The sequence below is a fragment of the Streptomyces sp. NPDC102279 genome, from assembly GCF_044766365.1.
GTDB lineage: Bacteria > Actinomycetota > Actinomycetes > Streptomycetales > Streptomycetaceae > Streptomyces.
The window spans coordinates 643,759-667,272 of sequence record NZ_JBIWLU010000002.1; the positions used below are offsets into that span (position 1 = coordinate 643,759).

General features: G+C 71.8%; 21 protein-coding genes. 12 read left to right on the forward strand and 9 right to left on the reverse strand.

What is annotated here, in order from left to right; genetic code table 11:
- Window position 1: 1 nt before the first annotated feature.
- The 6 genes from ACIRQH_RS06285 to ACIRQH_RS06310 all read right to left on the reverse strand — a co-directional run bounded on the left by ACIRQH_RS06285 (window position 2) and on the right by ACIRQH_RS06310 (window position 5,935).
- A complete protein-coding gene (locus ACIRQH_RS06285) occupies window positions 2-655 on the reverse strand; it encodes a flavin reductase family protein (RefSeq protein ID WP_404224483.1) in 654 nt (217 codons plus the stop codon).
- A complete protein-coding gene (locus ACIRQH_RS06290) occupies window positions 652-1,146 on the reverse strand; it encodes a hypothetical protein (protein WP_358817752.1) in 495 nt (164 codons plus the stop codon). Before ACIRQH_RS06290 ends, ACIRQH_RS06285 begins: the two co-directional genes overlap by 4 nt.
- Complete coding sequence (locus tag ACIRQH_RS06295) at window positions 1,146-1,706, reverse strand: SRPBCC family protein (RefSeq protein WP_358817753.1); 561 nt, start codon at window positions 1,704-1,706, stop codon at window positions 1,146-1,148. The genes ACIRQH_RS06290 and ACIRQH_RS06295 overlap by 1 nt, the downstream gene beginning before the upstream one ends.
- A 2-nt stretch (window positions 1,707-1,708) precedes the next feature.
- Window positions 1,709-2,989 carry an aspartate aminotransferase family protein gene (locus ACIRQH_RS06300; RefSeq protein ID WP_404224565.1) on the reverse strand — a complete coding sequence of 427 codons (1,281 nt, stop codon included), beginning with the start codon at window positions 2,987-2,989 and terminating at the stop codon, window positions 1,709-1,711.
- Between the two features lie 15 nt (window positions 2,990-3,004).
- Complete coding sequence (locus ACIRQH_RS06305; RefSeq protein WP_358817755.1) at window positions 3,005-4,141, reverse strand: acyl-CoA dehydrogenase family protein; 1,137 nt, start codon at window positions 4,139-4,141, stop codon at window positions 3,005-3,007.
- 123 nt (window positions 4,142-4,264) lie between these two features.
- Entirely contained in the window at window positions 4,265-5,935 is a 1,671-nt protein-coding gene (locus ACIRQH_RS06310; protein ID WP_388871145.1) for an aldehyde dehydrogenase family protein, read from the reverse strand.
- Window positions 5,936-6,153: 218 nt separating this feature from the next.
- Here ACIRQH_RS06310 and ACIRQH_RS06315 point away from each other — a divergent pair, with 218 nt between their 5' ends.
- The gene (locus tag ACIRQH_RS06315; RefSeq protein WP_358817756.1) at window positions 6,154-7,152 is read left to right on the forward strand and encodes a DUF2156 domain-containing protein; all 999 of its coding nucleotides are present in this window, start codon (window positions 6,154-6,156) and stop codon (window positions 7,150-7,152) included.
- Window positions 7,153-7,253: 101 nt separating this feature from the next.
- Here the strand turns inward: ACIRQH_RS06315 and ACIRQH_RS06320 are convergent, their stop codons facing one another.
- On the reverse strand, window positions 7,254-8,018 hold the full coding sequence (locus ACIRQH_RS06320; RefSeq protein ID WP_358817757.1) for an AfsR/SARP family transcriptional regulator: 765 nt from the start codon (window positions 8,016-8,018) through the stop codon (window positions 7,254-7,256).
- An 829-nt stretch (window positions 8,019-8,847) separates the two neighbouring features.
- Here ACIRQH_RS06320 and ACIRQH_RS06325 point away from each other — a divergent pair.
- From ACIRQH_RS06325 to ACIRQH_RS06355, 7 genes are all read left to right on the forward strand, one after another.
- Window positions 8,848-9,264 carry a glycosyl hydrolase gene (locus ACIRQH_RS06325; RefSeq protein WP_358817758.1) on the forward strand — a complete coding sequence of 139 codons (417 nt, stop codon included), beginning with the start codon at window positions 8,848-8,850 and terminating at the stop codon, window positions 9,262-9,264.
- A 293-nt stretch (window positions 9,265-9,557) separates the two neighbouring features.
- On the forward strand, window positions 9,558-10,496 hold the full coding sequence (locus ACIRQH_RS06330) for a pseudouridine-5'-phosphate glycosidase (protein WP_404224487.1): 939 nt from the start codon (window positions 9,558-9,560) through the stop codon (window positions 10,494-10,496).
- Window positions 10,493-11,209 carry an HAD family hydrolase gene (locus ACIRQH_RS06335; protein WP_404224489.1) on the forward strand — a complete coding sequence of 239 codons (717 nt, stop codon included), beginning with the start codon at window positions 10,493-10,495 and terminating at the stop codon, window positions 11,207-11,209. Before ACIRQH_RS06330 ends, ACIRQH_RS06335 begins: the two co-directional genes overlap by 4 nt.
- Window positions 11,206-12,654 carry an MFS transporter gene (locus ACIRQH_RS06340; RefSeq protein WP_404224491.1) on the forward strand — a complete coding sequence of 483 codons (1,449 nt, stop codon included), beginning with the start codon at window positions 11,206-11,208 and terminating at the stop codon, window positions 12,652-12,654. Before ACIRQH_RS06335 ends, ACIRQH_RS06340 begins: the two co-directional genes overlap by 4 nt.
- Window positions 12,651-13,127, forward strand: coding sequence for a cupin domain-containing protein (locus ACIRQH_RS06345; protein WP_404224493.1), 477 nt, complete (start codon window positions 12,651-12,653; stop codon window positions 13,125-13,127). The genes ACIRQH_RS06340 and ACIRQH_RS06345 overlap by 4 nt, the downstream gene beginning before the upstream one ends.
- Before the next feature lie 10 nt (window positions 13,128-13,137).
- Window positions 13,138-13,389 carry a 4-oxalocrotonate tautomerase family protein gene (locus ACIRQH_RS06350; protein ID WP_388871067.1) on the forward strand — a complete coding sequence of 84 codons (252 nt, stop codon included), beginning with the start codon at window positions 13,138-13,140 and terminating at the stop codon, window positions 13,387-13,389.
- Window positions 13,390-14,170: 781 nt separating this feature from the next.
- On the forward strand, window positions 14,171-17,203 hold the full coding sequence (locus tag ACIRQH_RS06355) for a BTAD domain-containing putative transcriptional regulator (RefSeq protein ID WP_388871070.1): 3,033 nt from the start codon (window positions 14,171-14,173) through the stop codon (window positions 17,201-17,203).
- Window positions 17,204-17,384: 181 nt separating this feature from the next.
- On the opposite strand, the gene ACIRQH_RS06360 is transcribed toward ACIRQH_RS06355, so the two are convergent.
- Together ACIRQH_RS06360 and ACIRQH_RS06365 are read right to left on the reverse strand one after the other, a co-directional pair.
- On the reverse strand, window positions 17,385-17,996 hold the full coding sequence (locus tag ACIRQH_RS06360) for a hypothetical protein (protein WP_404224495.1): 612 nt from the start codon (window positions 17,994-17,996) through the stop codon (window positions 17,385-17,387).
- A gap of 257 nt (window positions 17,997-18,253) precedes the next feature.
- Window positions 18,254-19,447, reverse strand: a complete 1,194-nt coding sequence (locus ACIRQH_RS06365; RefSeq protein ID WP_404224497.1) for a hypothetical protein — start codon at window positions 19,445-19,447, stop codon at window positions 18,254-18,256.
- Window positions 19,448-20,005: 558 nt separating this feature from the next.
- Between ACIRQH_RS06365 and epsC the strand changes: the two genes are divergently transcribed.
- From epsC to ACIRQH_RS06385, 4 genes are all read left to right on the forward strand, one after another.
- Window positions 20,006-20,575 (forward strand): serine O-acetyltransferase EpsC, encoded by a 570-nt coding sequence (gene epsC, locus ACIRQH_RS06370; RefSeq protein WP_388871147.1) that lies wholly within the window; start codon window positions 20,006-20,008, stop codon window positions 20,573-20,575.
- Window positions 20,576-20,665: 90 nt separating this feature from the next.
- Window positions 20,666-21,643 (forward strand): PLP-dependent cysteine synthase family protein, encoded by a 978-nt coding sequence (locus ACIRQH_RS06375; protein ID WP_388871078.1) that lies wholly within the window; start codon window positions 20,666-20,668, stop codon window positions 21,641-21,643.
- A complete protein-coding gene (locus tag ACIRQH_RS06380) occupies window positions 21,640-22,107 on the forward strand; it encodes a cupin domain-containing protein (protein ID WP_388871081.1) in 468 nt (155 codons plus the stop codon). The genes ACIRQH_RS06375 and ACIRQH_RS06380 overlap by 4 nt, the downstream gene beginning before the upstream one ends.
- Window positions 22,108-22,333: 226 nt before the next feature.
- Complete coding sequence (locus ACIRQH_RS06385) at window positions 22,334-23,305, forward strand: DMT family transporter (protein ID WP_388871083.1); 972 nt, start codon at window positions 22,334-22,336, stop codon at window positions 23,303-23,305.
- Window positions 23,306-23,514: the final 209 nt, after the last annotated feature.

The window sequence follows — 23,514 nt, forward strand, 5'->3', positions numbered from 1 at the left end:
ATCAGCTCCGGGTCGTGTCGTCGGGCGGGGCGGCGGCCGGGGTGGAAGGGGCCAGGGCTCCGGAAGCCGGGGCGGAGGGGGCCGGTAGCCGGTGCAGGGCTCCGGCGAAGTTGAGCAGCGGGACCTCCGCGGTGCCGAGCCGGGCGTCGGTCACCAGGCCGAGGACCAGCTCGTGGTCGCCGGCCGGCACGGTGCGCGTCACCCGGCACTGCAGCCAGCCGACGGCCCCGCCGATCACCGGCACCCCGTCGGCGGTGTGTCCCGCCCAGACGCCGCGGCCGGGTCGGGTGAGCCCCTCACCCCGGTCGGAGCGGGCGAAGTGCCGTGCCAGCGGGTCCTGTTGGCTGCCCAGGACGTTGACGGCGAAGGTGCCTGCCGCCAGCAGGGCGGCGAGGCCCTGGCTGTCCCGGCGCAGCGCGACCGAGACCATCGGCGGCTTCATCGAGGCGAGTGTCAGAGTGCTGACGGTGACCCCGTGGGTGCCCTCATCGCGACTGCACGTCAGGACGGTCACCCCGGTGGCGAACTTTCTGGTGGTGGCGCGGACCGACGCGGTGCGGCTACCGGCCGGCCAGCGGGCGGCGGCGGTCTGCGTACTCGCGGAGGTCGCACCGGCCGACGCCGCGCCCGCCGATGTCGTGCTCGGGGAGGTCATGGCGTCGGCCTCGCGTCGAGCTGCTCGATCAGGCGGGTGCCGTCCGCGGCGGAGGCCGCGAACTCGGACCGGAAGCGCTGGAACGCCGGGTCGGCGACCGGTTCGAAGTCCAGGCCGAAGGGCTTGAGGAAGTTGCCGAACAGGGCCCGGTCGCCGAAGAGATGGATGGGCAGCACGAGCAACGCCCACTCGGGACCGGCGAGCCATATCCAGGCGAGCGCGACGATCGTCTGCGTGGCCAGGCTGTGCATCGTGTTGTAGAGGACGTAGTAGGCCTTGGAGATCGCCTTGTCCTCGCTGCGGTGGTAGGCGATCGCGCCCGGGATGTAGCCGATGAGGTCGATGTAGAGGAAGAGGGCCACGGCCGGCAGCCACCGCACCTCGGTGAGGTGCGCGAGGAAGAAACCGGCCGCGACGGCGAGACCCACCGCGTACTCGACGCGGATCAGCCGGTAGGTGACGGGGGTGTCGAAGGTGTTCTTGGCATCCATCAGGCGGCCCCCGCCGTGATCGCGGTGGGGGCGTCGTCCCCGGCCCGGAGTTCCTCGGCGCGCTCACGGGCCAGTTCGACGGCCCGCACGAGTGCCTCGTCGCCCACGACCTCGGCCTTGGCGAACAGGCTCGTGACGACCAGACCGATCGTCTCGCGGAACACCCGTTCCGCGACCGGGTCGAGGATGCCCGCGAGGCTCGGGATCCCGAAGTCGAACTCGGTGAAGAAGTCGATCAGGCTGTCGTCGCCCTCGGCGCGAACCCGCCAGGTGCCGGTGAACTCGGCGAAGTCCCCGTCGGTCTGGGTGAAGGCGATGGTCAGGCCCGCGCGGTCGATGGTGTCGGTCTCGCTCCAGCGCAGGATGCCGTTGCGGAAGTACACCTCCCAGTCGCTGTGTTCCTCGCCGGCCCCGCCCGCCGGCCCGGGGGTTGCCCGGGTCACCGTCACGGACCGTACGACGGGCGAGAGTCCGGGATAGCTGGCGAAATCCTTGACGCGGTCGAAAGCGTCGCCGGGCGCGACGGCGACCGCGCGGATCGTGACCTGTGCGCTGCGCATGGTCAGACACCTCCTGAGGTCGGTGTGTAGCGGGCGGCCTGGGTCCGGCAGGCGCGGTCCATCGCCTCGTAGAGGAACTCCAGGTCCGTGCTGTCGAGCACGGCGGGCGGTGTGAGGCGCAGGACCAGATGGGAGTTGAGCGAGTGGTTGGCGATGACGCCGTGCTGGATCAGCTCGATGAGCAGGTCACCGGCCGGGCCCGGCTCGGCGAACTCGATGCCGAGCATCAGCCCGCGTCCGCGCACCTCACGGACCACCTCGCCGAAGTGGCCGGTGACGATCGAGCGCACTCGGGTGAGGATCTGCCCGCCGAGCGTCCTGGAGCGGGTGACGAGGTCGTTGTCCTTGATCGCCTCGATGGCGCCGCGTGCGGCGGCCATGGCGAGCGGCGCCCCGGAGAAGGTGGAGGTGTGCAGGTACGGGTCCTGGTCGAAGGCCTTGAACACCGCCGGCGTCGCCACGACCGCCGACACGGGGACGACACCGCCGCTGAGCCCCTTGCCGACGAGCAGGATGTCCGGCACCACGCCCTCGGCGTCCGCGCCCCACCAGGTGCCGAGCCGTCCGAGGCCCGTCTGGATCTCGTCCAGCACCAGGAGGGCGTCGAACTCCTTGCACAGCGCCGCGACCTGGGTCAGATAGCCGGCCGGCGGTATGACCACCCCGGCCTCGCCCTGTACCGGTTCCACGAAGACGCAGCCCTCGCCCGGGATGCGTGCGAGTACGTCGCACAGCGCATCGGCGTCCCCGTACGGCACGTGTGTCGTGTCGGGCAGCAGGGGTCGGAACGGGTCCTGGAAGAGGCTCTTTCCGGTGAGCGTCAGGGCGCCCATCGTCTTGCCGTGGTATCCGCCGTGGGTGGCGACGAGCCGCGTCCGGCCGCGGGTGCGGGCCAGTTTGATCGCCGTCTCCACCGCCTCGGCGCCGGAGCCCGCGAAGTGGACCCGGCTCAGGCCCTCCGGTACGACGGACACCAGGGCGTCGGCGGCGAGCGCGGCCTGCGGCTCCAGGAAAATGCGGGTGGCGACGGGGTGGGTGTGCAGCTGTTCGGCCACCCTGCGGATGACGGCGGGATGCCGCGCTCCGGTCAGGAAGACCCCGTAGCCGCCGCAGTTGAGAAACCTGCGGCCCTCGCCGGTGGTGACCCATGCGCCTTCGGAGGCGACCTCGACATGGCCGCCGAACATCTCCCCGAGGGTGGCGCGGCCCTTGCTGAGCCTGCTGCGGTAGAGCCGGCCGAGTTCATGGCGGTCCGGCAGAACGTCCGGTGCGAGCGGGGTGATCGTCACGGTGCCTCCTCAGGCCAGCCGCAGCGGCTTGCCCGCCACGTGTTCGAGGAACGGGCCCTGGAAACTCGTGCGGGACGGCGGGTGGAAGGTCAGTCCGTGCGAGACGGCCGCGAGGTAGGCCACGTCGGAGGAGTTGATGAAGGCCATGCCGCCCAGCAGCTCGACGGCCCGGTTCACCGCCTCGCCGAGCGCGTCCTGTACCGCGTAACGCGCCACCAGGGTCTTCGCGAGCGCCTCGTTGCCCCGCTCGCCGTCCATCACCATGCGGGCGACGCCTTCGAGCAGCAGGTTCGCGGTCTCCAGCTTCGCGATCAGGTTCGACCGGTCCGACTCACCGCCGCGGCCCGACCGGTACAGGCGCTCGACCAGCGCGGAGACCATCCCCACGTACGCGGCGGAGATGAGCAGTTCGAACCAGATGAATCCGACCGTCTGCAGTTCGTCGAGCTCGCCGGCCTCCCCGAGTTCGGTCCGCATGATCAGCTGTTCGTCGACGAACACGTCCGTCAGCCGCACCTCGTTGCTCTCCGCGCCCGCCAGCGCCCAGCTCTGCCAGAAGGGGTGGCTGGTGATGCCGTCGGTCTGGCGCGGTACGAGCAGCACGGCCATCTCGGAGCCTCCGTCGGGCGTGGGCAGCGCCACGCTCGCCGTCAGGAGGTCCATCGACTGCGACAGACTGCACGGCTTCTTCGAGCCGTTGATGACGAACCCGCCCTCCGCCGCCGTGGCCCGCATGGTCGGCGTGAGGATGCCCTGCGAGGGCTTGCCCTCGGCGAATCCGGAGGCGACCAGGAGGTTCTGCTCGGCGATGCCTTCGAGCAGCGCCCACTCCATGCCGCTGCTCTTGATGGAGTCGGCGAGCGTGAAGAGGGTGGCCACGGAGAAGTGGTGCATCGTCGTGGCGACGGCCAGCGAGGGCGAGACGGCGCCGATGGCCCGTACGACGGCGAGCGCCTGCAGCGGGTCCGCGCCTGCGCCCTGGTACTCCTTCGGAATCACCAGCCCGGGGCCCTTGGCGGTACGGAAGTGGGTGAGGCCGGGGCTCTCCGGCTTCTCCAGATCGGCGAGCGGAATGTCATCGAGGTTCTTGAGCAGGCCGGGCAGATAGCTCTCGCAGATCTCCCGAGCCGCGTCCAGGGAACGCATGGCTTCCTCAGGGTCGGTGGATTTTCGGAACACGGGGGATGCAGGGATACCGGGGGCAGGGACACGGGGGGCAGGGACACGGGGGGGCAGGGACACAGCCGCGGCGGAACGCCGCGGCCGGCGCTACCGGGACCGGCCGCTGCCGAACACGGCCTCGCGGGGACGCGGACCCTGCACGCTGACGCTGACTCCCTGTACGTGGGAGGTGCGCAGGATCGGATAGTTGGCCTCGCCGAACACGCCGCCGGTCAGGCCCGTGCCGCCGTGGGTGGGCAGGTAGGGCAGGAAGCCGATGTGCGAGTCGTTCACCTTCAGCAGCCCGCCCTTGGTGACCCGTGCGGTGAACCGGTCGATCACCGAACGGTCGTCGGCCCACAGGGAGTTGCGCAGCCCGTACTCGTTGCTGTTGACCCAGTCGATGAACTTCTCCAGCAGTTCCTCGTCGTCGCCGTCGGCGCGTGCCGCGACGACCACGGGGAGCAGCGGGAAGAAGGTCTCGTGCGCCACCGCCCGTACGTCGCGTGCCCCTTCGAGGCCGCGCACCAGGACGACGGTGGGTTCGAGGAAGATGCCGGAGGAGTCACGGACGCCGTCGAGCTGCATGGCGTGGCCGCCGCAGACCAGTTCGGCGCCCGAGTCGAGTGCGTCCTGGAGGCAGGAGAAGAACTTCTCGTTCCGCAGCACCGGAGTGAGCAGCACGTCCTCGTCACCGGCGTGCCCCGGCTTCACCAGGGCGCTCTGGCGTACGAGTTCGTCGGTCAGCGACTCGGCGACGTCGGGGTGGGCGAGCACCTGGTTGGGGATCATGCACAGTTGTCCGGAGCCGTAGAAGCTCTCGGTGAGCGCCTCGGCGGCCAGCCGGACGTCGGCGTCCTTCCAGACCACCACCACGTCGTTGCCGGCGAGTTCGAGGATCGGCTTCTTGCCCGCGGCGACGCAGCGCTCCTGGAACCGGATGCCGTTCTCGCTGCTGCCGAAGTACATGATGTCGTCGACGTGCGGGCTCTGCAGCCAGGCGTTCAGCATCGGCGCCGGGTCGCCGCACACCACGCCGAGGGTGCCGGGCGGGGCCCCGACCTCCTCCAGCGCGGGCACCACCACCTCGTGCAGGACGTACATCACTCCGAGCGGCGCGCTGCGTGGGGCCCGTACGACCAGGGCGTTGCCCGCGAAGAGCGAGGTCACGCCGAGGAGCGCGCTCGAAAGAGGGGCGTTCTGGGGCGGGTTGAGGCAGACGACGCCGTCGGGCTGCCTGCGCACGGAGATCTCGCGGGCCCCGTGCCGGAACTCCTGGAGCATCTGTGTGCGGTAGAAGCCGAGCGACTCGGGCCCGAAGCACTCCAGCATGCCGGAGACCTGCCAGCGGGCGAGCGCCAGCGGATGGCCTTCCTTGACCAGGATGTCGATGATCTCCTCGGCCCGGTCGGCCAGCCGGTCGTGGAGCAGCGTACCGAGCTGTTCCAGGCGTACGTCCAGGGGGACCGCGGACCATTCGCGGCCGGCCCGGGCGGCGGCCTGGAGCGCGTGTTCGACCGTCTCGCGGTCCGCCTTCGCGACCCGGCCGACGATCGTGGGCGGCAGCTCGCTCCCCGCCGGACCGCCGTGCCACTGACCGCGCTCCAGCTTCCGCTTCAGCGTCAGATTCGTGAAGGCGTCGTCGAGAAGTGCCGCCGCATCCAGGACGTAGACCCATTCCGTACTCGGAATGTTCTTTCCGTCGACATAGGAGAGATATGTCGAGGCCCCAGGGGCGAGGACGACATCCTCCTGGGTGAGCGGCGCATCCCCCGCCATTTGCGTGCCGTTCACGCGGTCCCCGCTTTCTTCATACGCTTCGAACAGTCGGAGCATTCTTCTTCCGGCTGCTCTCAGTAATCTTCCAGCGAGGGCTGAGAAGGCTCTGAGACGGACCTGAGACGACCGTTTCAGGAGCATCGAAGACCGCGGTCCGAGTATCTGCGGGCAAGGGATGTGAAGGCGAGTCGGCTACGGCCGGGCGACAGGGGAACGAGATGTCAACGACTGAGGAATCGGTAGCCTTCGACTCCGTTGTGCAACCGCTGCGGAAGTATGCCGAGAACCCGAGCGCTTTCCTGGCGCTGAACAGCGGGACCGAGTATTTCCTCGCCCCCGGCACGGAGGGCGTCATCGCCTACCGGACGGCGGGCGGCTATCTGGTGCAGTTCGGCGGGGTGTTCGGCCCCGAAGGCGAACAGGAGAAGCTCCTGAACGCCTTCCTGCAATTTGCGCGTGCCAAGCGGCGCAAAGTTTGCGCAATCCAGCTCCAGCGCTCGGACGCCGACCTCTACGCCCGCTGCGGATTCACCGTGAACCAAGTGGGGTCCTCGTTCTCTTTGCACCTGCCCGCGTTCACGCTCAAGGGCTCCAAGTTCATGAAGCTGCGCAACAAGATCTCCCGTGCCAAACGCAGTGGCCTGCGGATCGACGAGGTCGCGCACGACGAGGTGGCCGGCGAGATCGACGCTCTCGACCAGCGCTGGCTGCGCAGCAAGGGCAAGCACGTCAAGGAGATCGAGTTCCTCGTCGGCCAGTGCGGCGGGCCCGCGCAGAGCGAGCGCCGTCTGTTCGTCGGCCGCGTCGAGGGCTCCGTCGTCGCGTACATCTCCTACTCCCCCGCGTACGGCTCCCGGGCCGGCTGGCTGCACGACCTCAGCCGCCGCGACAACGACGTGTCCCCGGGTGTGATGGAGGCGGTCAACGCCCACGCCATCGACACCTTCCGCACCGAGGGTGCCGAGTGGCTGCACTTCGGCTTCACTCCGTTCACCCGCCTCGACCCCGGTGTCGAGGTGGCCGCCGCCAGCCCCGTGACGGGGAAGTTCATGCGGTTCCTCGCCGACCACGGAGAGAAGGTGTACCCCTCGGCCAGCCAGCTCGCGTACAAGGAGAAGTGGGCTCCGCAGCTGGTGCTTCCCGAGTACCTGGCCTTCCACGGGCGGCCCCGCTTCGGGGCGATCTGGCAGATCCTGCGCGTGACCAAGTCGATCTGAGGGCGCCCGGACCCCGGACCCTCCGACACCGCCGCCCACGGCCCGATGCCGGGCCATGGGCACGTCTCTGCCATCGCACGCGGCGTCCGCGCCGCCGAGGTCTACCTGGTCCGCAGGGGTTCCTGCCGGAGGATCTCCTGGAACCTGGCGCGAAGAGCGTGCCCCGGTTCCAGGCCGAGCCCCTGGGACAGCCGCTGCCTGGTCCGGTGGTAGGCGTCGAGCGCCTCGGCCTGCCGGCCGGTGCTGTACAGCGCGGTGATCAACTGCTCGCAGAAGCGCTCACGCAACGGGTACTGGGCGTGCAACTGCTCCAGTTCGGTGACCACGTTGCGGTGCATGCCCAGCACGAACTGGGCCTCGAAGAGCTGCTCGTAGGCCGTCAGCCGGGTCTCGGTGAAGCGGGTGGAGGCCATCCGGCACAGCATGCCGTGGCCCGCGTCGAGCAGTGCGGGCCCGCGCCACAGCGCGAGCCCCTCGGTGAGCAGCCGGACCGCGCCGCCGGGGTCGGAGTCCTGGAGCGGCGCCGCCCTGCGGACCAGGTCGCAGAAATGCAGGGCGTCGATCTGACGGTCCGGCAGCGAGAGGACGTAGCCGAAGTTCGAGGTTCCGATCAGATTCCGCCGGCTGCCCATCCCGGTACGCGCCGCGATAATGCGGCGTAATCGCGCCATGTGGCCGTGAAGTGAATTGTCGGCATCACGCGGCGGGTTCTCTCCCCACAGTTCGTCGATGAGATCGTTGCGTGAGACGGGACGGTTCGGTGTCAGGGCGAGGGTCGCGACAATGGCGCGCAGTTTCTCCCCCGGTATCTTCACCGATATATGCTCGTCGGCCATCTCCAACGAGCCCAGCAGATGGATCTCCATTTTCGCTCCCACGTCTGATGACTCAGGGCACACACACCACAGTGACGGGACAGTACTGTCCCGTCACACCAAGGAATGCAGGGGAAAATCGGCGCCGCACCGGCGGCATCGAGTATCGACCGCACCACCGCACCGACCCCGGGATCTTCAGTCGCAGATCACGTGCAAGGGAGTCGATGCGTAGGAGAAAATGGAACGGCGTCCGTCACAGCGGACAGCCTCGATGGGCATCCGGATCAATGACTCTCGCCTTGCCCCGTGAGGCACTTTCAGCAACACCGTAAGTGGTAGCGACTTCCCCCGTGGCAACCATGGCCTGAACAGTAATTCTCGCGCCCACGGAGGGTCAACACGTTCGGGCCGCGTCGGCGAGTCGCCCAAACCGCCGCGTCCACGGATTACCCGATTCCACAACAGGTCAAAGAGCGGCAAAGACCGCTGGCGGGCATCGATACAACTCATTCGAACGGTATGTCGAGATCCGCTCACCTGTCACAGTGCGCGTGACGCGCGTCACGCGGGGTGGAGACAAAGCTGCGGGCGGGACGTGGCTCGCCCGCAGTGAGCGCCGCCTTCGTGTGCGGAGCGTGGCGACGCGACCTGGCGGACGCCGCGTCAGCCCCGAGGCCCCGTCGAGCACTTCACCCGTCTCCGAAACCTCCGTCACCCGTTCGAGCTGCAGGTTTCCATGCTGATGGAAAAGATGGTCATGGTCCGGGCCGCCGATCCACCATGAGGTTCGACGGGCCGTCCGGCACCCGGAGTGACGGGGTGGCGTGCGGACTCGTCGGTTTCGCTTCGCTCCTTCGCTCGGAAGAGGACAGCCAACATGCAGACGAACAAGCGAATCGCCGGTGCCGTGTCCGCGGTGGCCCTGATGTCGGGGCTCTTCACGGCGGCCGGTGTCACGACCGCCGGTGCCGCGGACGGGTGCGGCAACAACAACGGGATCACGCAGTACACGGCGTTCGGCACCCAGGGCCAGGGCTTCGAGCTGCGCCGCAACGGGTCCGGCAACAACACCTGCGTGTGGGGCCGGATCGTGGGCGGCAGCCCCGGCATGCACATCTGGGTGGACCGCAGCAACGACGGCGGCCGGACCTGGCAGGGCCACCTCGGCGAGGCCACCATCACGAGCGGCGGCAGTGTGTGGACGGAGGCCTTCGCCGACCGCAACGGCCAGGTGGCCCGCGCCTGCGGCGACTCGGGCTTCAACACGCCCATCCGCTGCACCGGTTGGTACTAGACGGAGGATCCGCCTCAGGCGGTTCGTGAGGGCGGTGGTGACGGCGGACGTTCGGCGTTCCGGCTCCGGCGCAACCGCCGCCTGTCCGTGACGTGGCCGTACGGCCACGGTACGGACAAGCCCTCGGTACCGCCCTCCTCGCAGCGTCACCCTCCCTACGGCGGGTGACGCTGCTCGGTCGCGGGGCGGGAACGGAACGGGAACGGGGTTCGGGACAGTCCGGGTGACTCGGATGTCCGCGCCTGGCGCGCTCCTCCCCTCCGTCCCCAGCGACCGTTCAGGAGAGACCCCTCATGCACCCACTGCTGCGCATCAGTGAGGAAGTTGGTGACGCGCTGGCCGAGAACCGGCCCGTCGTCGCCCTGGAATCAACGGTGATCGCGCACGGTCTGCCCTATCCGGGCAACGTGGAGACCGCGCTCGCCATCGAGAAGGCGGTCCGGGAGTCGGGTGCCGTACCGGCCACCGTCGGGCTGGACGCCGGCCGGTTCACCGTCGGCATGTCCGCCGACGACATGGAGCGCTTCGCCGTCGGCACCGGAGTGCCCAAGGTGTCCAGCAGGGACGTCGGCGTCGTCCTGGCCGGCGGCGGCATGGGGGCCACCACGGTGGCGTCCTCCCTGGTGGCCGCCGACCTCGCCGGTATCCCGTTCTTCTCCACCGCGGGCATCGGCGGCGTCCACCGGGGTGCGAGCGAGAGCTTCGACATCTCCGCCGACCTCGTCCAGTTCACCCGCAGCAAGGTGGCCGTCGTCTGCGCCGGCGCCAAGAGCATCCTCGACCTGGGGCTGACCCTGGAGTACCTGGAGACGCTGGGCGTGCCGGTGATCGGCTACCGCTTCGACCACTTCCCCGCCTTCTACTGCCGCTCCAGCGGGCTGCGCGTCCCGAAGCGGATCGACGACCCGGGCGACGTCGCGCACGCGGTGCGGATGCACTGGGCGGCCGGGCTGCCGGGCGGCCCCCTCATCACGGCGCCCATCGACGAGGAACACGCCCTGGACAGCGACCTCATGGAGGGGGTGATCCAGGAGGCGCTGCGTGCCGCCGAGGAGGACGGAGTGAGCGGTCCCGCCGCCACCCCGTATCTGATGAAGGCGGTCTCGCGGGCCACCGAGGGCCGTTCCGCCGCCGCCAACCGCGAGGTGCTCATCAGTACCGCCCGGCTCGCCGGACTCCTCGCCGTCGCCTACGCCGCCACCGCCGAACCGGACACGGAGGCCGCGGCATGACCTCCGCGATCGTCTTCGACATCGACGGCACCCTCGCCGACACGCCTTCCGCGATTGCCGAGTTGATCGGTGACGTGGTGCGCGGCCTCGGCGCCTCCCCGAGCCGCCCGCAGGTGCTGGCGACGGTCGGAAAGCCCCTGGAGGCCTCCCTCGCCGGGCTGTTGGGCGTCTCCGTCGACGACGGGGTGACGGCCGAGGCCGCCGCCCGCTACCGCGGCCGCTTCGCCACGGACGTCCTGAGCCAGGGCCCGGCGCTCCTGCTGCCGGGCGTGCCCGAAGGCCTGGACCGGCTGCGGGCGGCGGGGCACCTCCTCGGGGTCGCCACCTCCAAGATCTCCAGCAGCGCGCTCGCGCTGCTGGAGGCGACCGGCATTCTCGACCGCTTCGACACCGTCGTCTGCCACGACATGGTCGAACGCGGCAAGCCCCACCCCGACATGGCCCTGCGCGCCCTCGCCGACCTCGGCGCACCGGCGGCACGGTCCTGGTACGTCGGGGACACCGTCACCGACATGGCGATGGCCCGGGCCGCCGCCCTGCGCACCGTGGGCGTCGCGTACGGGGTCGACTCCGCCGAAGACCTCACGGCGGCCGGCGCCGACCACGTCGTCGCCGACTTCCCCTCCGTGATCCGCGCGCTCCCGCACGGGACCGCCGTCACCCCCCACGACCTCGCCGGGACCCGCCCGGAACCGACCGGAGCCCTGACATGACCGTCCAGACCTCCCCCGCCTCCGCCTCCCAGACCTCCGCCCCCGAAGTGACCGGATTCAGCGGGCGCATGAAGGCCGCGCTGCTCGCCCTGTCCATCGCCCAGTTCCTGGTGGCGCTCGACTACTCGATCATCTATGTGGCGCTGCCCAGCATCGGATCGGGACTCGGGCTCCCGCCGGAGCGGCTCCAGTGGGTGGTGTCCGCCTACGCCGTGTTCTTCGCCAGCTTCCTCGTCGTCGGTGGCCGCGCCGCGGACCTGACCGGCCCGCGCCGGCTCTTCCTCGGCGCCCTCGGCCTGTTCGGCGCCGGCTCGCTGGCGGCCGGACTGGCCGGGGACCAGTGGCTGCTGGTCGCCTCCCGCGCCGTCCAGGGCATCGGCGCCGCCGCCCTGACACCGGCCATGCTGGCCCTCATCGGGGCCGCGTTCCCCGCCGGTCCCGTCCGCTCCCGGGCGCTCGCGATCTGGGGCGCGATCGGCGCGGTGGGGCTCGCGGCCGGTGTGCTGATCGGCGGTGTCCTGACGGCAGCGCTCTCCTGGCGGTGGGTGTTCTTCGTGAACGTGCCGCTCATCCTGGTCACCCTCGCCCTCGCCCTGCGGGTGCTGCCTGCCGGTGAGCGCACGCAGGCCTCGGTACGGCGTCTCAACATCCCCGGCGCGGCCCTGTTCACCGGCGCCGTCCTCTTCCTGGTGGCGGCGCTCACCCAGGCCGCCGTCGACGGCTGGACCTCCGCCTCGTGCCTCGGCTGCCTCGCCGCCGCCGTCGCGCTGGGCACGGCCTGGTCGGCGTACGACCGTCGCCCGGCCGCCACTCCGCTGATCCCCCCGGCGCTGCTGCGGGTCCGCTCGCTGGCGGGTGCGAGCACGATGTCGGCCCTCTACATGGCGAGCGTCGGCGCGGAGTTCTTCCTGATCACGCTGTTCCTCCAGAACGTGTGGGGCTACGGCCCGCTCGGCGCCGGCATCGCCTTCCTGCCGCTGGCGCTCAGCGTGGTGGCGGGCAACCTCGTCACCGGCCGGCTCGCCGGGTCCTGCGGGATCCGTCCCACGCTCGCCACCGGATTCGCGGTCGGCGCGGCGGGGTTGGCCCTGCTCGGCCTCGGCACGAGCGGCTCGGACTACTGGACCGCCGTGCTGCCGGGTCTGCTGGTCAGCGGGCTCGGCCAGGGCATGGCCTTCGCGGGCATGTACATCGCGGGAACGAAGGACGTGCCGGACAGCGATCAGGGGACCGCGTCGGCCGTCCTGACGACGACGCAGTACACGGGCGGCGCGACGGGGCTGGCCGTGCTGGTCCTCGTGCTCGGCGACGCGCCCGGGGGCGGGGCGTTCGGCCGGGCCTACGCGCTGACCGCCGTGCTCGCCCTGGTCGCCGCGGCGGTGGCCCTGCGGACGCTCACGCCCCGTGCCGCGTCCGCCGGGGTGGATGCCGGAGGCGAGCGGTGACGCTGCCCCGCGTGATCGACCCCGGCACCGGCCCCACCACGGTCGTCGGCGGCACCCCGGTCTCCTTCCTCGTCACCGGGGACGACACGTCCGGCCGGTTCGGCCTCACCGAGCACCGGCTGCCGCCCCGCGCCCCGGGAGCACCGCTCCACTTCCACAGCGAGCTGACGGAGATGTTCTACGTGGCGAGCGGCGACGTGCTGCTCACGCTGGGCCGGGAGCGGCGCGTGGCGGGTCCGGGCACGTTCATGATGGTGCCGCCCGGGACCACCCACGCGTTCGGCAACCCCGGCGTCGACCCCGCGACGCTGCTGGTGATGTTCACCCCGGACGGCGGCCGGGAGAGGTACTTCCGCGAACTGGGCGAGCTGTTGACCTCCTCGCCCGAACCGACCCCCGAGATGATGGAGGAACTGGCGCGCAGGTTCGACCAGTTCCCCGCGACCGAGGGCCTCGTCGGCCCCGAGAAGTGAGGAGAGAACCGTGCCTGTGGTGACCGTGGACTGGTGGAAGGGCAACGACCGACAGAAACGAGCCGATCTCGTGGACGAACTGACCACGACGCTGGCCCGGATCGCGGGATGCCCGAGAGAGGCCGTGACCGTGCTCGTGCGGGACGTCGAGCAGGATCACTGGGGCCGAGGAGGTGTCCTGGCCGACGCGCCCGCCGAGGAATCGGGGGACGGCTCGTCGGCGCCGCGGGACGCCGAACCCGCTCTGGCGAGGCGCCGTTGACGGGTGCGGGCGGACACGGTGGGTGGCCGGCGGCGGGACGCCGCCGGCCGTCCGCCGTCTGCGGGGCGGGTCCGCGCGGGCGCGTCCCGGGCCTTGCCCGCGTTCACAACCTGATGCACCGTTCCGCCCGCGGGCCCGATCGGTGATGCGCCGCGCGAGGGTGCCGGGCTCCGCGGCACGGCGGGCGCCCCGCGCTGGCCGTACGCCCGGGAGGCCGCTTTACGTGTTCATGGGCCGCGAGCACAGGGCGACTTGCCCGCCTTCCGAGGCCGCCGGTCGGGCACGAGACGGGCACCCTCCGGCCGTGAACGGGCACAAAGGCACTGACCTCTGCGGCCGTTGACGAGCCACGCCGGGAACGGGCGGGCCGCTACGTGCCGTTACAACGCCTGTACGGAGCCGTCCCCGGCTCCGGCCTCGCCTGCTACCCGCGCACTCGCTCGCTCGGCATCGGTGGCCCTGGGCTCACAAGACGCCTCTGCGGGGCGACCGTTGTGAGCGGCCCTCCCCCGTGCCAACGGTCCGCGCCCGGTCGGGACCCTTGCGAAAACTTGTCCGATACCCGCCAGCGCGTCCCCTGCCCCGGATGTGAGAGCCATGAAGCCGCGACCGTCAGTACACATCGTGGGTCAGAATGTGAACGTCGACGACGGCCGCCCTGTGCCGTTCCCTGCAGAACGTGAAGGAACGGGACGCCGTCTCCGGTCCTGTCACGCGGGTCCCCTCTGTGGACGAACGGTGGTGCGGCGGCCGCACCCGGACCGAGGAGAGGACCCGCGCCATGCGCCAGCCAGCGCCGATTCGCTTTCGCATCCTCGGATCCCTGGAATGTTGGGACGGGGACGAACGCGTCCACGTCGGAGGCCCCGTCAGCGAACGGGTCCTGGTGACGCTGCTCCTCGAACCGCAGCGCGTGCTGCCGGTGCACCGGCTCGTCGAGGCCGTCTGGGACGAGGACGCGCCCGCCACCGCCGCGCACCAGGTCCGCAAGGCCGTCGCCGAGCTGCGGCAGCGCATCCCGGACGGACGGACCCTCATCGCGACCGACGGTCCCGGCTACCGCGCCGCCGTGACACCCGACCAGCTCGACCTGCTCCAGTTCACCGACGCCCTGCGCCGGGCCCGCGACCACACGGCCGCCGGTCTTCCCGCGGAGGCCACGGCACTGCTGCGCGAAGCCGTCGCCCTGTGGCGCGGCCCCGTGCTGTCCGGCAGCGGCGGAGCGGTCGTCGACGCGGCCTCCGCCTCGCTGGAGGAACGGCGCATGACCGCGGTGGAGCAGCTCTTCGACCTCCGACTCGACGCCGGAGAGAGCGCCGAGCTGATCGCCGAGATCCGCGACGCCATCGGCGGGAACCCCCTGCGCGAGACGCTGCGCGGCCGGCTGATGCTCGCCCTGTACCGCTCGGGCCGGCAGGCGGAGGCGCTGGAGGAGTACGGCACGATCCGCGCCGTGCTCGACGAGGAGCTCGGCATCCAGCCCGGCGACGCACTGCGCGAGCTGCACCAGGCCATCCTGCGCAACGACCCCGCACTGACCGCGCCGCCCACGGCCGATCCCACGGCGGCTCCGACGGTGACCGGCAGCCGCTCCACCCTCCCCTACGACCTGCGCGACTTCACCGGCCGCGAGGAGGAACTGCACAAGCTCCTCGGGTTCGTCGAGGACGCCACGGGCTCCGGCCCACTCATCGTCGCCATCGACGGCATGGGCGGCAGCGGCAAGACCTCCCTGGCCGTCCGCGCGGCCCACCGTCTCGCCGAGCGCTACCCCGACGCACAGCTCCACCTGGACCTGCGCGGTTACACCCCGGGCGAGGAACCGCTCGCGCCGGCCGCCGCGGCCGAGGCACTGCTGCGCATGCTCGGCGTTCCCGGCGAGCGCATCCCTGACGACCCGCAGGGCCGCATCGCCCTGTGGCGGTCCACGATGACCAGGCACCGGATGATCCTGCTGCTCGACAACGTCGTCGACGAGGCCCAGGTGAAGCCCCTACTGGCCTCACCCACCGGCACCGTCGTCCTCGTCACCAGCCGCGCCCTGCTCGTGGACCTCGACGCGGCCCACTCCGTCTCCCTGGGAACCATGGCGCCGCCGGACAGCGTCGCCCTGATCGTCGGCATCATCGGGGAGCGGCGGGCGCACGCCGAGGCCGCCGCCGTCACCGAACTGGCCGACCTCAGCGGGCACTTACCGCTCGCCCTGCGCATCGCGGCGGCCCGGCTGCGCAAACGGCCCCGCTGGACGGTGCGGTACCTCGTGGACCGGCTCCGGGACGACACCCACCGCCTCGCGGAACTCAGCGCCGGCGAGCGCAGCGTGGAGGTCACCCTGCGTCTGTCGTACGAGGGCCTGGACGCCGGCTACCGCAAGTCCTTCCGGCTGCTGGGCCAGCACCCGGGCGCCGACCTCGACGTCTACACGGCGGCGGCGCTGCTCGACCTCGGCGTCCGGGACGCGGAGGACATCCTCGAATACCTCCTCGACATGCACCTCGTGCAGCAGCACGAACCGGGCCGCTACGCGTTCCACGACCTCGTGCGCAGTTTCGCCCACATGCTGTCCCGGGCCCGGAGTTCCGGCGGCACCGGCGAGTTCAGCGAGGAGGCCGCGGGTGCGGTCCGCCGGCTGCTGGAGTTCTCGATCACCGCCTCGGACGCCGCCTGCGACCTGCTCTTCCCCGGCAGGGTGCGGATGGGCCGCCCGACGCCCTCGTTCCGTCCCGAGCTGGCCCCGCTCGGCACGCCGGAGGCCGCCCGCGACTGGTTCGAGCGCGAGCAGGACAGTCTCCTCGCGGCGATCGCCCTGGCCTTCCGGCGGGGGCTCGACCGCGAGGTCGCGCTGCTCGCGGCGAACGTCGTCTTCCACCTCGATCTGCGGGGCAGGCTCGACGACTTCCTCGCGCTGTGCCACACCGCGCTCGCCGCCGCCCGCCGTCTCGGCGAAGCCGATCTCCTGCGGCTGAGCCTGTCCAACCTGGCGGTCGCCTGCTGGAAGCGCGGCAGGTTCGAGGACGGCATAGCGGCGGCGGTGGAGGCTCACCGGCTCGCGGTCGACCTCGGTGACCGCCGCGGACAGGCCAAGGACACCGGGGTGCTGGGTTTGTTGCTCGCCACCACCGGCCGCTTCGAGGAAGCACTGCCCCGGCTGGAGCAGTCGATCGCCCTCAAGCGCGAACTGGGCGCCGAACGCGCCGAGGCGGAGTCCCTGTCGAACGTCAGCGGCGTCTACATGGAACGCGGTCACTTCGCGCAGGCGGTGCAGGCGGCGACCCGGTCGATCGAACTCGCCCGCAAGATCGGCGCGTTGGAGAAGGAACTCGTGGGACTGAACGACCTCGCGCAGATCCAGCTCGCCATGGGTGACGTCGAGACGGCGGCCCGTACCCTGGCGGCGGCCCGTGAACGCGCCCCCGGTGTACTGGCCCCGGCCGAACGGGCGTTGCAGCTCGTCCTCTCCGCTGAGGCCGAGGGCCGGCTCGGGCGCCGGCAGCAGGTGCTGCACTGGGCGGAGGAGGCCCTCGCCACCAAGGGTCTCGAGGACGCGCCCGTACGGGAGGCCACCGTGTGGAACACCGCCGGGCGGTTCTTCCGGCGTGGCGGCGATCACCGGCGGGCACTGGAACTCCACCGACAGGCGCACACCTCAGCGGCCCGGCTGAGCCACCGGGTGGAGGAGGCCTACGCCCTGGACGGCGTCGCCCAGGCGCTCGCGGCACTGGGGGACGCGACGGGGGCTGCCGAACAGGGCATCGCCGCCGAGGAGGCCTTCCAGGCCATGGCCATCCCGGGACGGGTCCGCCGAGGGGACTGACGTTCCCGTCCGGCCACCGAACGGACCGGCCACGCGCGTGTTCCGTGCGACCGCCGGCCCGAACACCCCATGCCGATGCCCGCCGTTGATCGCGGCGGGCATCGGCATGGGGTGCGCGGTTCAGCGGGTGAGGCGGACGCGGCGACCGGTGGACCCGGCGCCCCGGCCGCTCGCCGCACGCTCAGGCGGCGATGACGTTGGGCCCCTCGTCACCGTCCGCCCGGGCCGCCACCACGTTCGGACCCTCGTCACCGTCCGCACCGGCCGCCACCACGTTCGGCCCCTCGTCACCGTCCGCACCGGCCGTGACCACGTTCGGCCCCTCATCACCCTGGACACCCGCCGCCACCACGTTCGGGCCCTCGTCACCGTCCGCGCCCGCGGCCACCACGTTGGGACCCTCGTCACCCTCGGCGGCGACCGCGACCACGTTGGGGCCTTCGTCTCCGTCGGCGCCGGCGGCGGCGACGTTCGGACCCTCGTCGCCGAGGGCGCCCGCCGCCGTCACGTCGGGGGCTTCGTCACCGGCCGTTCCGGCGGCGACGTTCGGACCCTCGTCCCCGGTCGTACCGGCCGTGACGACGTTCGGGCCCTCGTCGGAGGCGGGCGTCAGGAGCAGGCTGTGGTTCGGGGCCGTGTGCCCGGCGAGCGAGATGCCGAAGACGGCGTTCGGGCCCTCGTCCGAGACCGGGCCCGCGGCCGTCGCGCCGGCGGCGATACCGGCGCCGAGGGCCAGGGTGATCGCCGCGTAGGCGAAGAAGCCCGCCGAGGTTCCGAAGCCCTTGCTGATCATGATGTCCGCCTTCTGTCGTCGCGGTGCGGTGCTGACAGAAAGAAAGGTCGCGTCCGGCGCTCCCGGCCCGTTCCGCGTCCGTTACCGCCCTCTCGGGCACGACGGGGAAGCGCCCGGGAACGGCGTCGGCGGGGCTCGGAACCCCGTCTTGGCACCCTCTCGGCGGCGCCGAAGAAGACTGCCCGCACAACCCCTTTCGGGCCGTACGGGCGGTCTTCGGGAACGGGGTCGACCGGACGCGCGGGGGCGCGGCGGGCTCAGATGTGGTCGGGTCGCCGGCTCACCTCCGCGCGCAGGAGACGTCCGACCGCGGTGACCGTCTCGGCGGCCTGCTGCGCCGACTCCGCGCTCAGCATCACGTGTCCCTCCGCGCCCGAGCCGTGGCCGGGGATGTCGTCCCCGGACGCGTACGGGAAGTGCACCCGGTGGACGCCGGGCAGTTCGGAGACCGCCTCCAGGCCGGACACCGACAGCAGCCGTCCCGTCGGCAGCCGGTAGGACGCGACGGCCGCGTACCGGTCGGCGGCCGGTACGTTCACGGGTTTCCCGGCGAGTGCCTGGACGAGCTCCTCGTCGGCGTCGAAGCCCGTCGCGAGCTCGATCAGCGAGGCAAGCGGCTCGTCCGGCCAGGTGGCCCGGGCACGCACCACGCGTGGTCCGTCGGCGGTCAGGACGACCACGGTGTAGGCGTAGCCGAACTCGTAACCGGCGAGGTCGAGAAGCTCGGTGACGATCGCGCGCGCCTCGGCCTCGTCCCGTTCTCCCAGGGGTGCGGGGAAGAGGTGACTGCTCGGATGCCAGGCGCCGTGCAGGGCCACGACACCCACCACCCGGTGCATGCCGTCGACGGTGAGGGTCACGACGCCGTACTCGGGGCCCTCCAGGTACTGCTCCACCAGATACGAGCGCTCACCGGCCGTGCCGTCCCGGGGGCCGGCGATCCCGGAGCAGGCGGGCAGGGTGCGTACGGTGACCTGCGCGCCGATCTCCTCGACGGCGGCGGGCAGTTCCTCCGCCGTACGGGCCCGGGCGGCGGGGACGTACGAGTGCCGGCTGCCGTTGAGCAGGGCCCGCATCGCCGCGGGTTCGCCCAGCAGCCGGGCCGCGTCGGCCGGGTTGGGGGTCAGTCCCAGGCGGGCGGCGGTCCCGGCGACCGCGGGGAGTTCGGCGGTGCCGGCGCAGGCCAGCAGCCGCTGGCTCCCGTGGACGCGGGCCGACGTCTCGATCACCCCGGCGAGGGCGTCCCCGTCCGTGAAGTCGAGCTGTTCCCACGGCACTTCGGTCGGAAGACAGGCGTCGCGGGGCGGGACCCCGTCCGTGAGCACGCGTACGGCGAACCCGGCCGCGACGGCCGCGCGCACCAGGCGGGGTGAGGGACAGAGCAGCAGCAGACGCTGCGGAGCACTCTCCGGAGGGTCGGGCTCTCGGTGGCGGTCGGCCGTCGCGCTCATGGCTGGCTCCTCGTCTCCTCGACGGCGGGCGGGACCGGGCGGACGCGATGCCCGCCGATGTCCCACGTGCCCCGGACAACTGATGGTTCGTACATGGGTGGTTGCTTCCTTGCGCGTAAGGGCGCCGGACCGGATCTCCTGGTCGTGCCCCGCGCGTCCCGGCGCGGAGTGGCGCTCGACGGGAGTGTCCCGGCGGCCGTTCCCGGATCCCTCCCCGTGCGTTCCCGGCCGCGGCCGGATCGCGGCTCTCGTGGACCGGTGACCGGGGAACCGGCCGGGAAGGGATCGGGAACGTGGCGAGGCAGGCTCTGTCCGGGACCTCGACCTACCACGGCGGCCGTCAGGATCCCCCTCGCTCCGCCGGGAGCAGAAGCACCCCCCACCCCGTCCCGGACCCCTCCGCGGCCGCCCCCCTTCCCCCGACTGGAGCCCCCCGTGAGCGCCACTTCCCAGGAGCCCGCCTCTGTACTGCCCTTCCGACGGGCCGGTGCGGACGCCGGCCGTGCCGTGCCGACCGCCACTGCTCCCGACCTCACCGGTACCGGTCTGCTGCGTCTGATGCGCGAGGACCTGCACGTCGTCGTCGAGCGCGACCCCTCCGTACGGGGCCGGCTGGAAGCGGCGCTGCATCCCGCGCTGACCGCGCTGTGGACCCACCGGGTCGCCCACCGGCTGCACACCCGGGGGCACCGGATGGCGGCACGGCTGCTGGCCCGCTGGGCACGGCGGCTGACCGCCGTCGAGATCCACCCCGGGGCGGTACTGGGCCGCCGCGTGTTCATCGACCACGGAGCCGCCGTGGTCATCGGCGAGACGTGCACGGTCGGCGACGACGTGACGATCTACCACCAGGTGACGCTCGGCGCGGTCGGCTGGTGGAGCGACAACAACCGGCCGCAGGGCGCCCGCAGGCATCCGGTGGTCGGCCGCAACGTCGTCCTCGGCACCAACGCCACCGTGCTGGGCCCGGTGACCGTCGGCGACGACGCCGTCATCGGCGCGCAGGCCCTGGTCAACAAGGACGTTCCGGAGGGAACGCGGATGCTGGCCGCCACCGCGACGACGGGCAGGCGGGGCCGCCCCTCCGAGGACGTCATCGCGAGCATCGCCTCGGCCGGCTCCTGGTAGTCCGGCACCGCGCCCTACGTCTCCGGAACCTCCTTGTAGCCACGGGCCCGACCACCGTCCCCCGTACCAGAACTGACGAGGAATCACATCATGCGCACTCTCGCACCGCACACCTCCCGACCGCCCCTGGTCCGGCCGGCCGTCGCCGACGGCATCGACGACCTGGTGGGCGCCACGCCCCTGGTCCGCCTGAGGACCGACGGACTGGCGGCGGGCGCGGAGATCCTGGCCAAGCTGGAGGCGGCCAACCCGATGTCCAGCAGCAAGGACCGGGCGGCCCTCTACATGCTGAAGGCGGCGGAGTCCCGGGGCGATCTCGCGCCGGGAGGCACGATCGTCGAGGCCACGTCAGGGAACACCGGCATCTCACTCGCCGCCCTCGCCGCCGCCCGCGGCCACCGCTGCGTCATCGTCCTGCCCGACAACGCCACGACCGAGCGGGTCCGGCTGCTCGCGGCGCTGGGTGCCGAGGTCGTCCAGACCCCCGCCGACCGCGGCTACCCGGGCGCGATCGAGAAGGCCGAGGAGATCCACGCGGCCACCCCGGGCTCCTGGTTCCCCTGCCAGCACGAGAACGCGGACAACGTCGAGGCGCACTACGCCACCACCGGACCGGAGATCACCGCCGCGCTCACCGCGACCGGACGCCGCGTCGACACGCTCGTCTGCGCGGTCGGCACCGGCGGGACCCTCACCGGCATCGCCCGCCACCTGCGGGAGCAGGACTCGGGCGTACGGATCGTCGCGGTCGAACCGCTGGGGTCCCCGCTGCTGTCGGGCGGACAGCCCGGACGGCACCGTATCCCGGGCCTCAACGGCGGGTTCGTCGCCCCGACCACCGACGTCTCCCTGATCGACGAGGTGATCACGGTCAGCGACACGGACGCGCTGCGCACCGCTCGTGAACTCGCCTCCGGCCAGGGCCTGTTCGTCGGGGTCTCGTCCGGTGCGGCCGTGCACGCCGCCCACCTGGTGGCGGCCCGCCCCGAGTACCGCGACCGGACCGTCGTCACCGTCCTGCCGGACACGGGCGAGCGCTACCTGAGCATGTGGGAGGACGTCTCGTGACACTCCTGGTCTCCACGCTCAAGAGGTTCGGCGACGCCGTCAGGGTCCGCATCGGGGAGACGACGACCACCCGGTACATCGCACTCGCCGAGACGACGGACGGCCGACTCGGCATCTTCCACCACCACATGCTCCCCGGCGCCGCCGGAGCGGCCCCGCACTACCACACGCGCATCTCCGAGACGTTCTACGTCCTCTCCGGAGAGGTCACCGTCCACGACGGCACGGGCTGGCAGAAGGCACACGCGGGCGATCTGCTGCACGTGCCCGAGCACGCGGTGCACGGCTTCCGCAACGAGAGCGACGCCCCGGCGGAGATGCTGATCATCTTCACGCCGGCGGAGAACCGCGAGGGCTACTTCACGGGCCTGGCGGAACTCCTGGCCGACGGAAACGCCCCGACGCGGGCCGAGATGGTGGCGCTCATGGAGAAGTACGACCAGTTCGAGATCGACGAGCCCTGACCATTCGGCGTCCGCCGCACGAGCGCCGGTCCCCCGGGCGTGTCCCTCCCCGGCCGTGCCCGCCCGTTCGGCCCGGCCCGAACGTTCCGGGCCGAACGTTCCGGGCCGAACGTTCCGGGCCGAACGTTCCGGGCCGAACGTTCCGGGCCGGCCCTCCCTTCCCCGTTGTCTCCCTCCCCGTCCCCGCCCGTTCCCCCCAACCGTTCGAACCTTCCAGGAGTCACACATGAACCCCGTCAACTGGGCCCGCTTCGGCCTGCTCGCCGCCCTCTGGGGATGCAGCTTCGCCTTCATCAAGGTGTCGCTCGACGCCTTCGAGCCCCTCCAACTCGCCTTCGGCCGCCTCCTCGTGGGCGCTCTCGTCGTGTCGGTGATCCTCGCCGTGACCAAGGGCTCCGTCCCGGACCGGAAGGTCTGGGGACACATCGTCGTCGCCTCGGTGTTCGGCAACGTCGTGCCGTTCACCCTCTTCGCCGTCGGCGAGCAGCACACCACCGCCACCATCGCCGGTGTCATCCAGGGCGCCACCCCGCTGGTCACGCTCGGCCTCGCGGCCCTCGCCATCCGCACGGAGAAGCCCACGGCCCGCAGGGTGACCGGTCTCGTCATCGGCTTCGTCGGACTGATCGTCGTCGTCGGACCGTGGCGGACCCACGGCTTCGGTTCCCTCGGCGGCCAACTGGCCTGCGTCGGGGCGGCGGTCAGCTACGCGATCAGTTTCGTCTACCTGCGTCGTTTCATCGCACCGCACAAGATCCCGGCGCTCGCCGTGACCGCCGCACAGCTCACCTCCGCCATGGTCATCACCGGTCTGATCACCACGTTCACCATCGGCTGGGACCTGCCGGGCGAGCTGACGGCCGGCCCGCTGCTGTCACTCCTGGTCCTCGGCGGAGCGTCCACCGGTATCGCCTTCGTGCTGATGAACCGGCTCATCGCGGACGCCGGTCCCACCACGGCCTCCGGCGTCAACTACCTGGTCCCGGTGTTCTCCGTGATCGTCGGAGCGTCCGCCCTCGGCGAGTCCGTGACGTGGAACGTGCCGGTGGGCGGCGCCGTGGTCATCTCCGCGCTCGCGCTCGCCGAGGGCCGGCTGCCGCTGCCGTCCCGCCGTAGCGCCGGCCCGTCCGTGGCCGCCACGACTCCCGCGCCCGTCCCCGACCGGTCGCAGGCGACCGTCACCCAGGAAGCCTGCTGACCTGGCCGACCGCCGTCCCGCACCACACGAACGCCGCACGGCGCGCTCCCGACCCGGGGCGCGCCGTGCGGCGTTCGCGCGTGCGTGCGTCCACGTATCCGGGACCGGCAGCGGGCGGGCAGGCGGGCAGGCGGGCAGGCGGGCAGGCGGGCAGGCGGGCAGGCGGGCAGGCGGGCAGGCGGGCAGGCGGGCAGGCGGGCAGGCGGGCA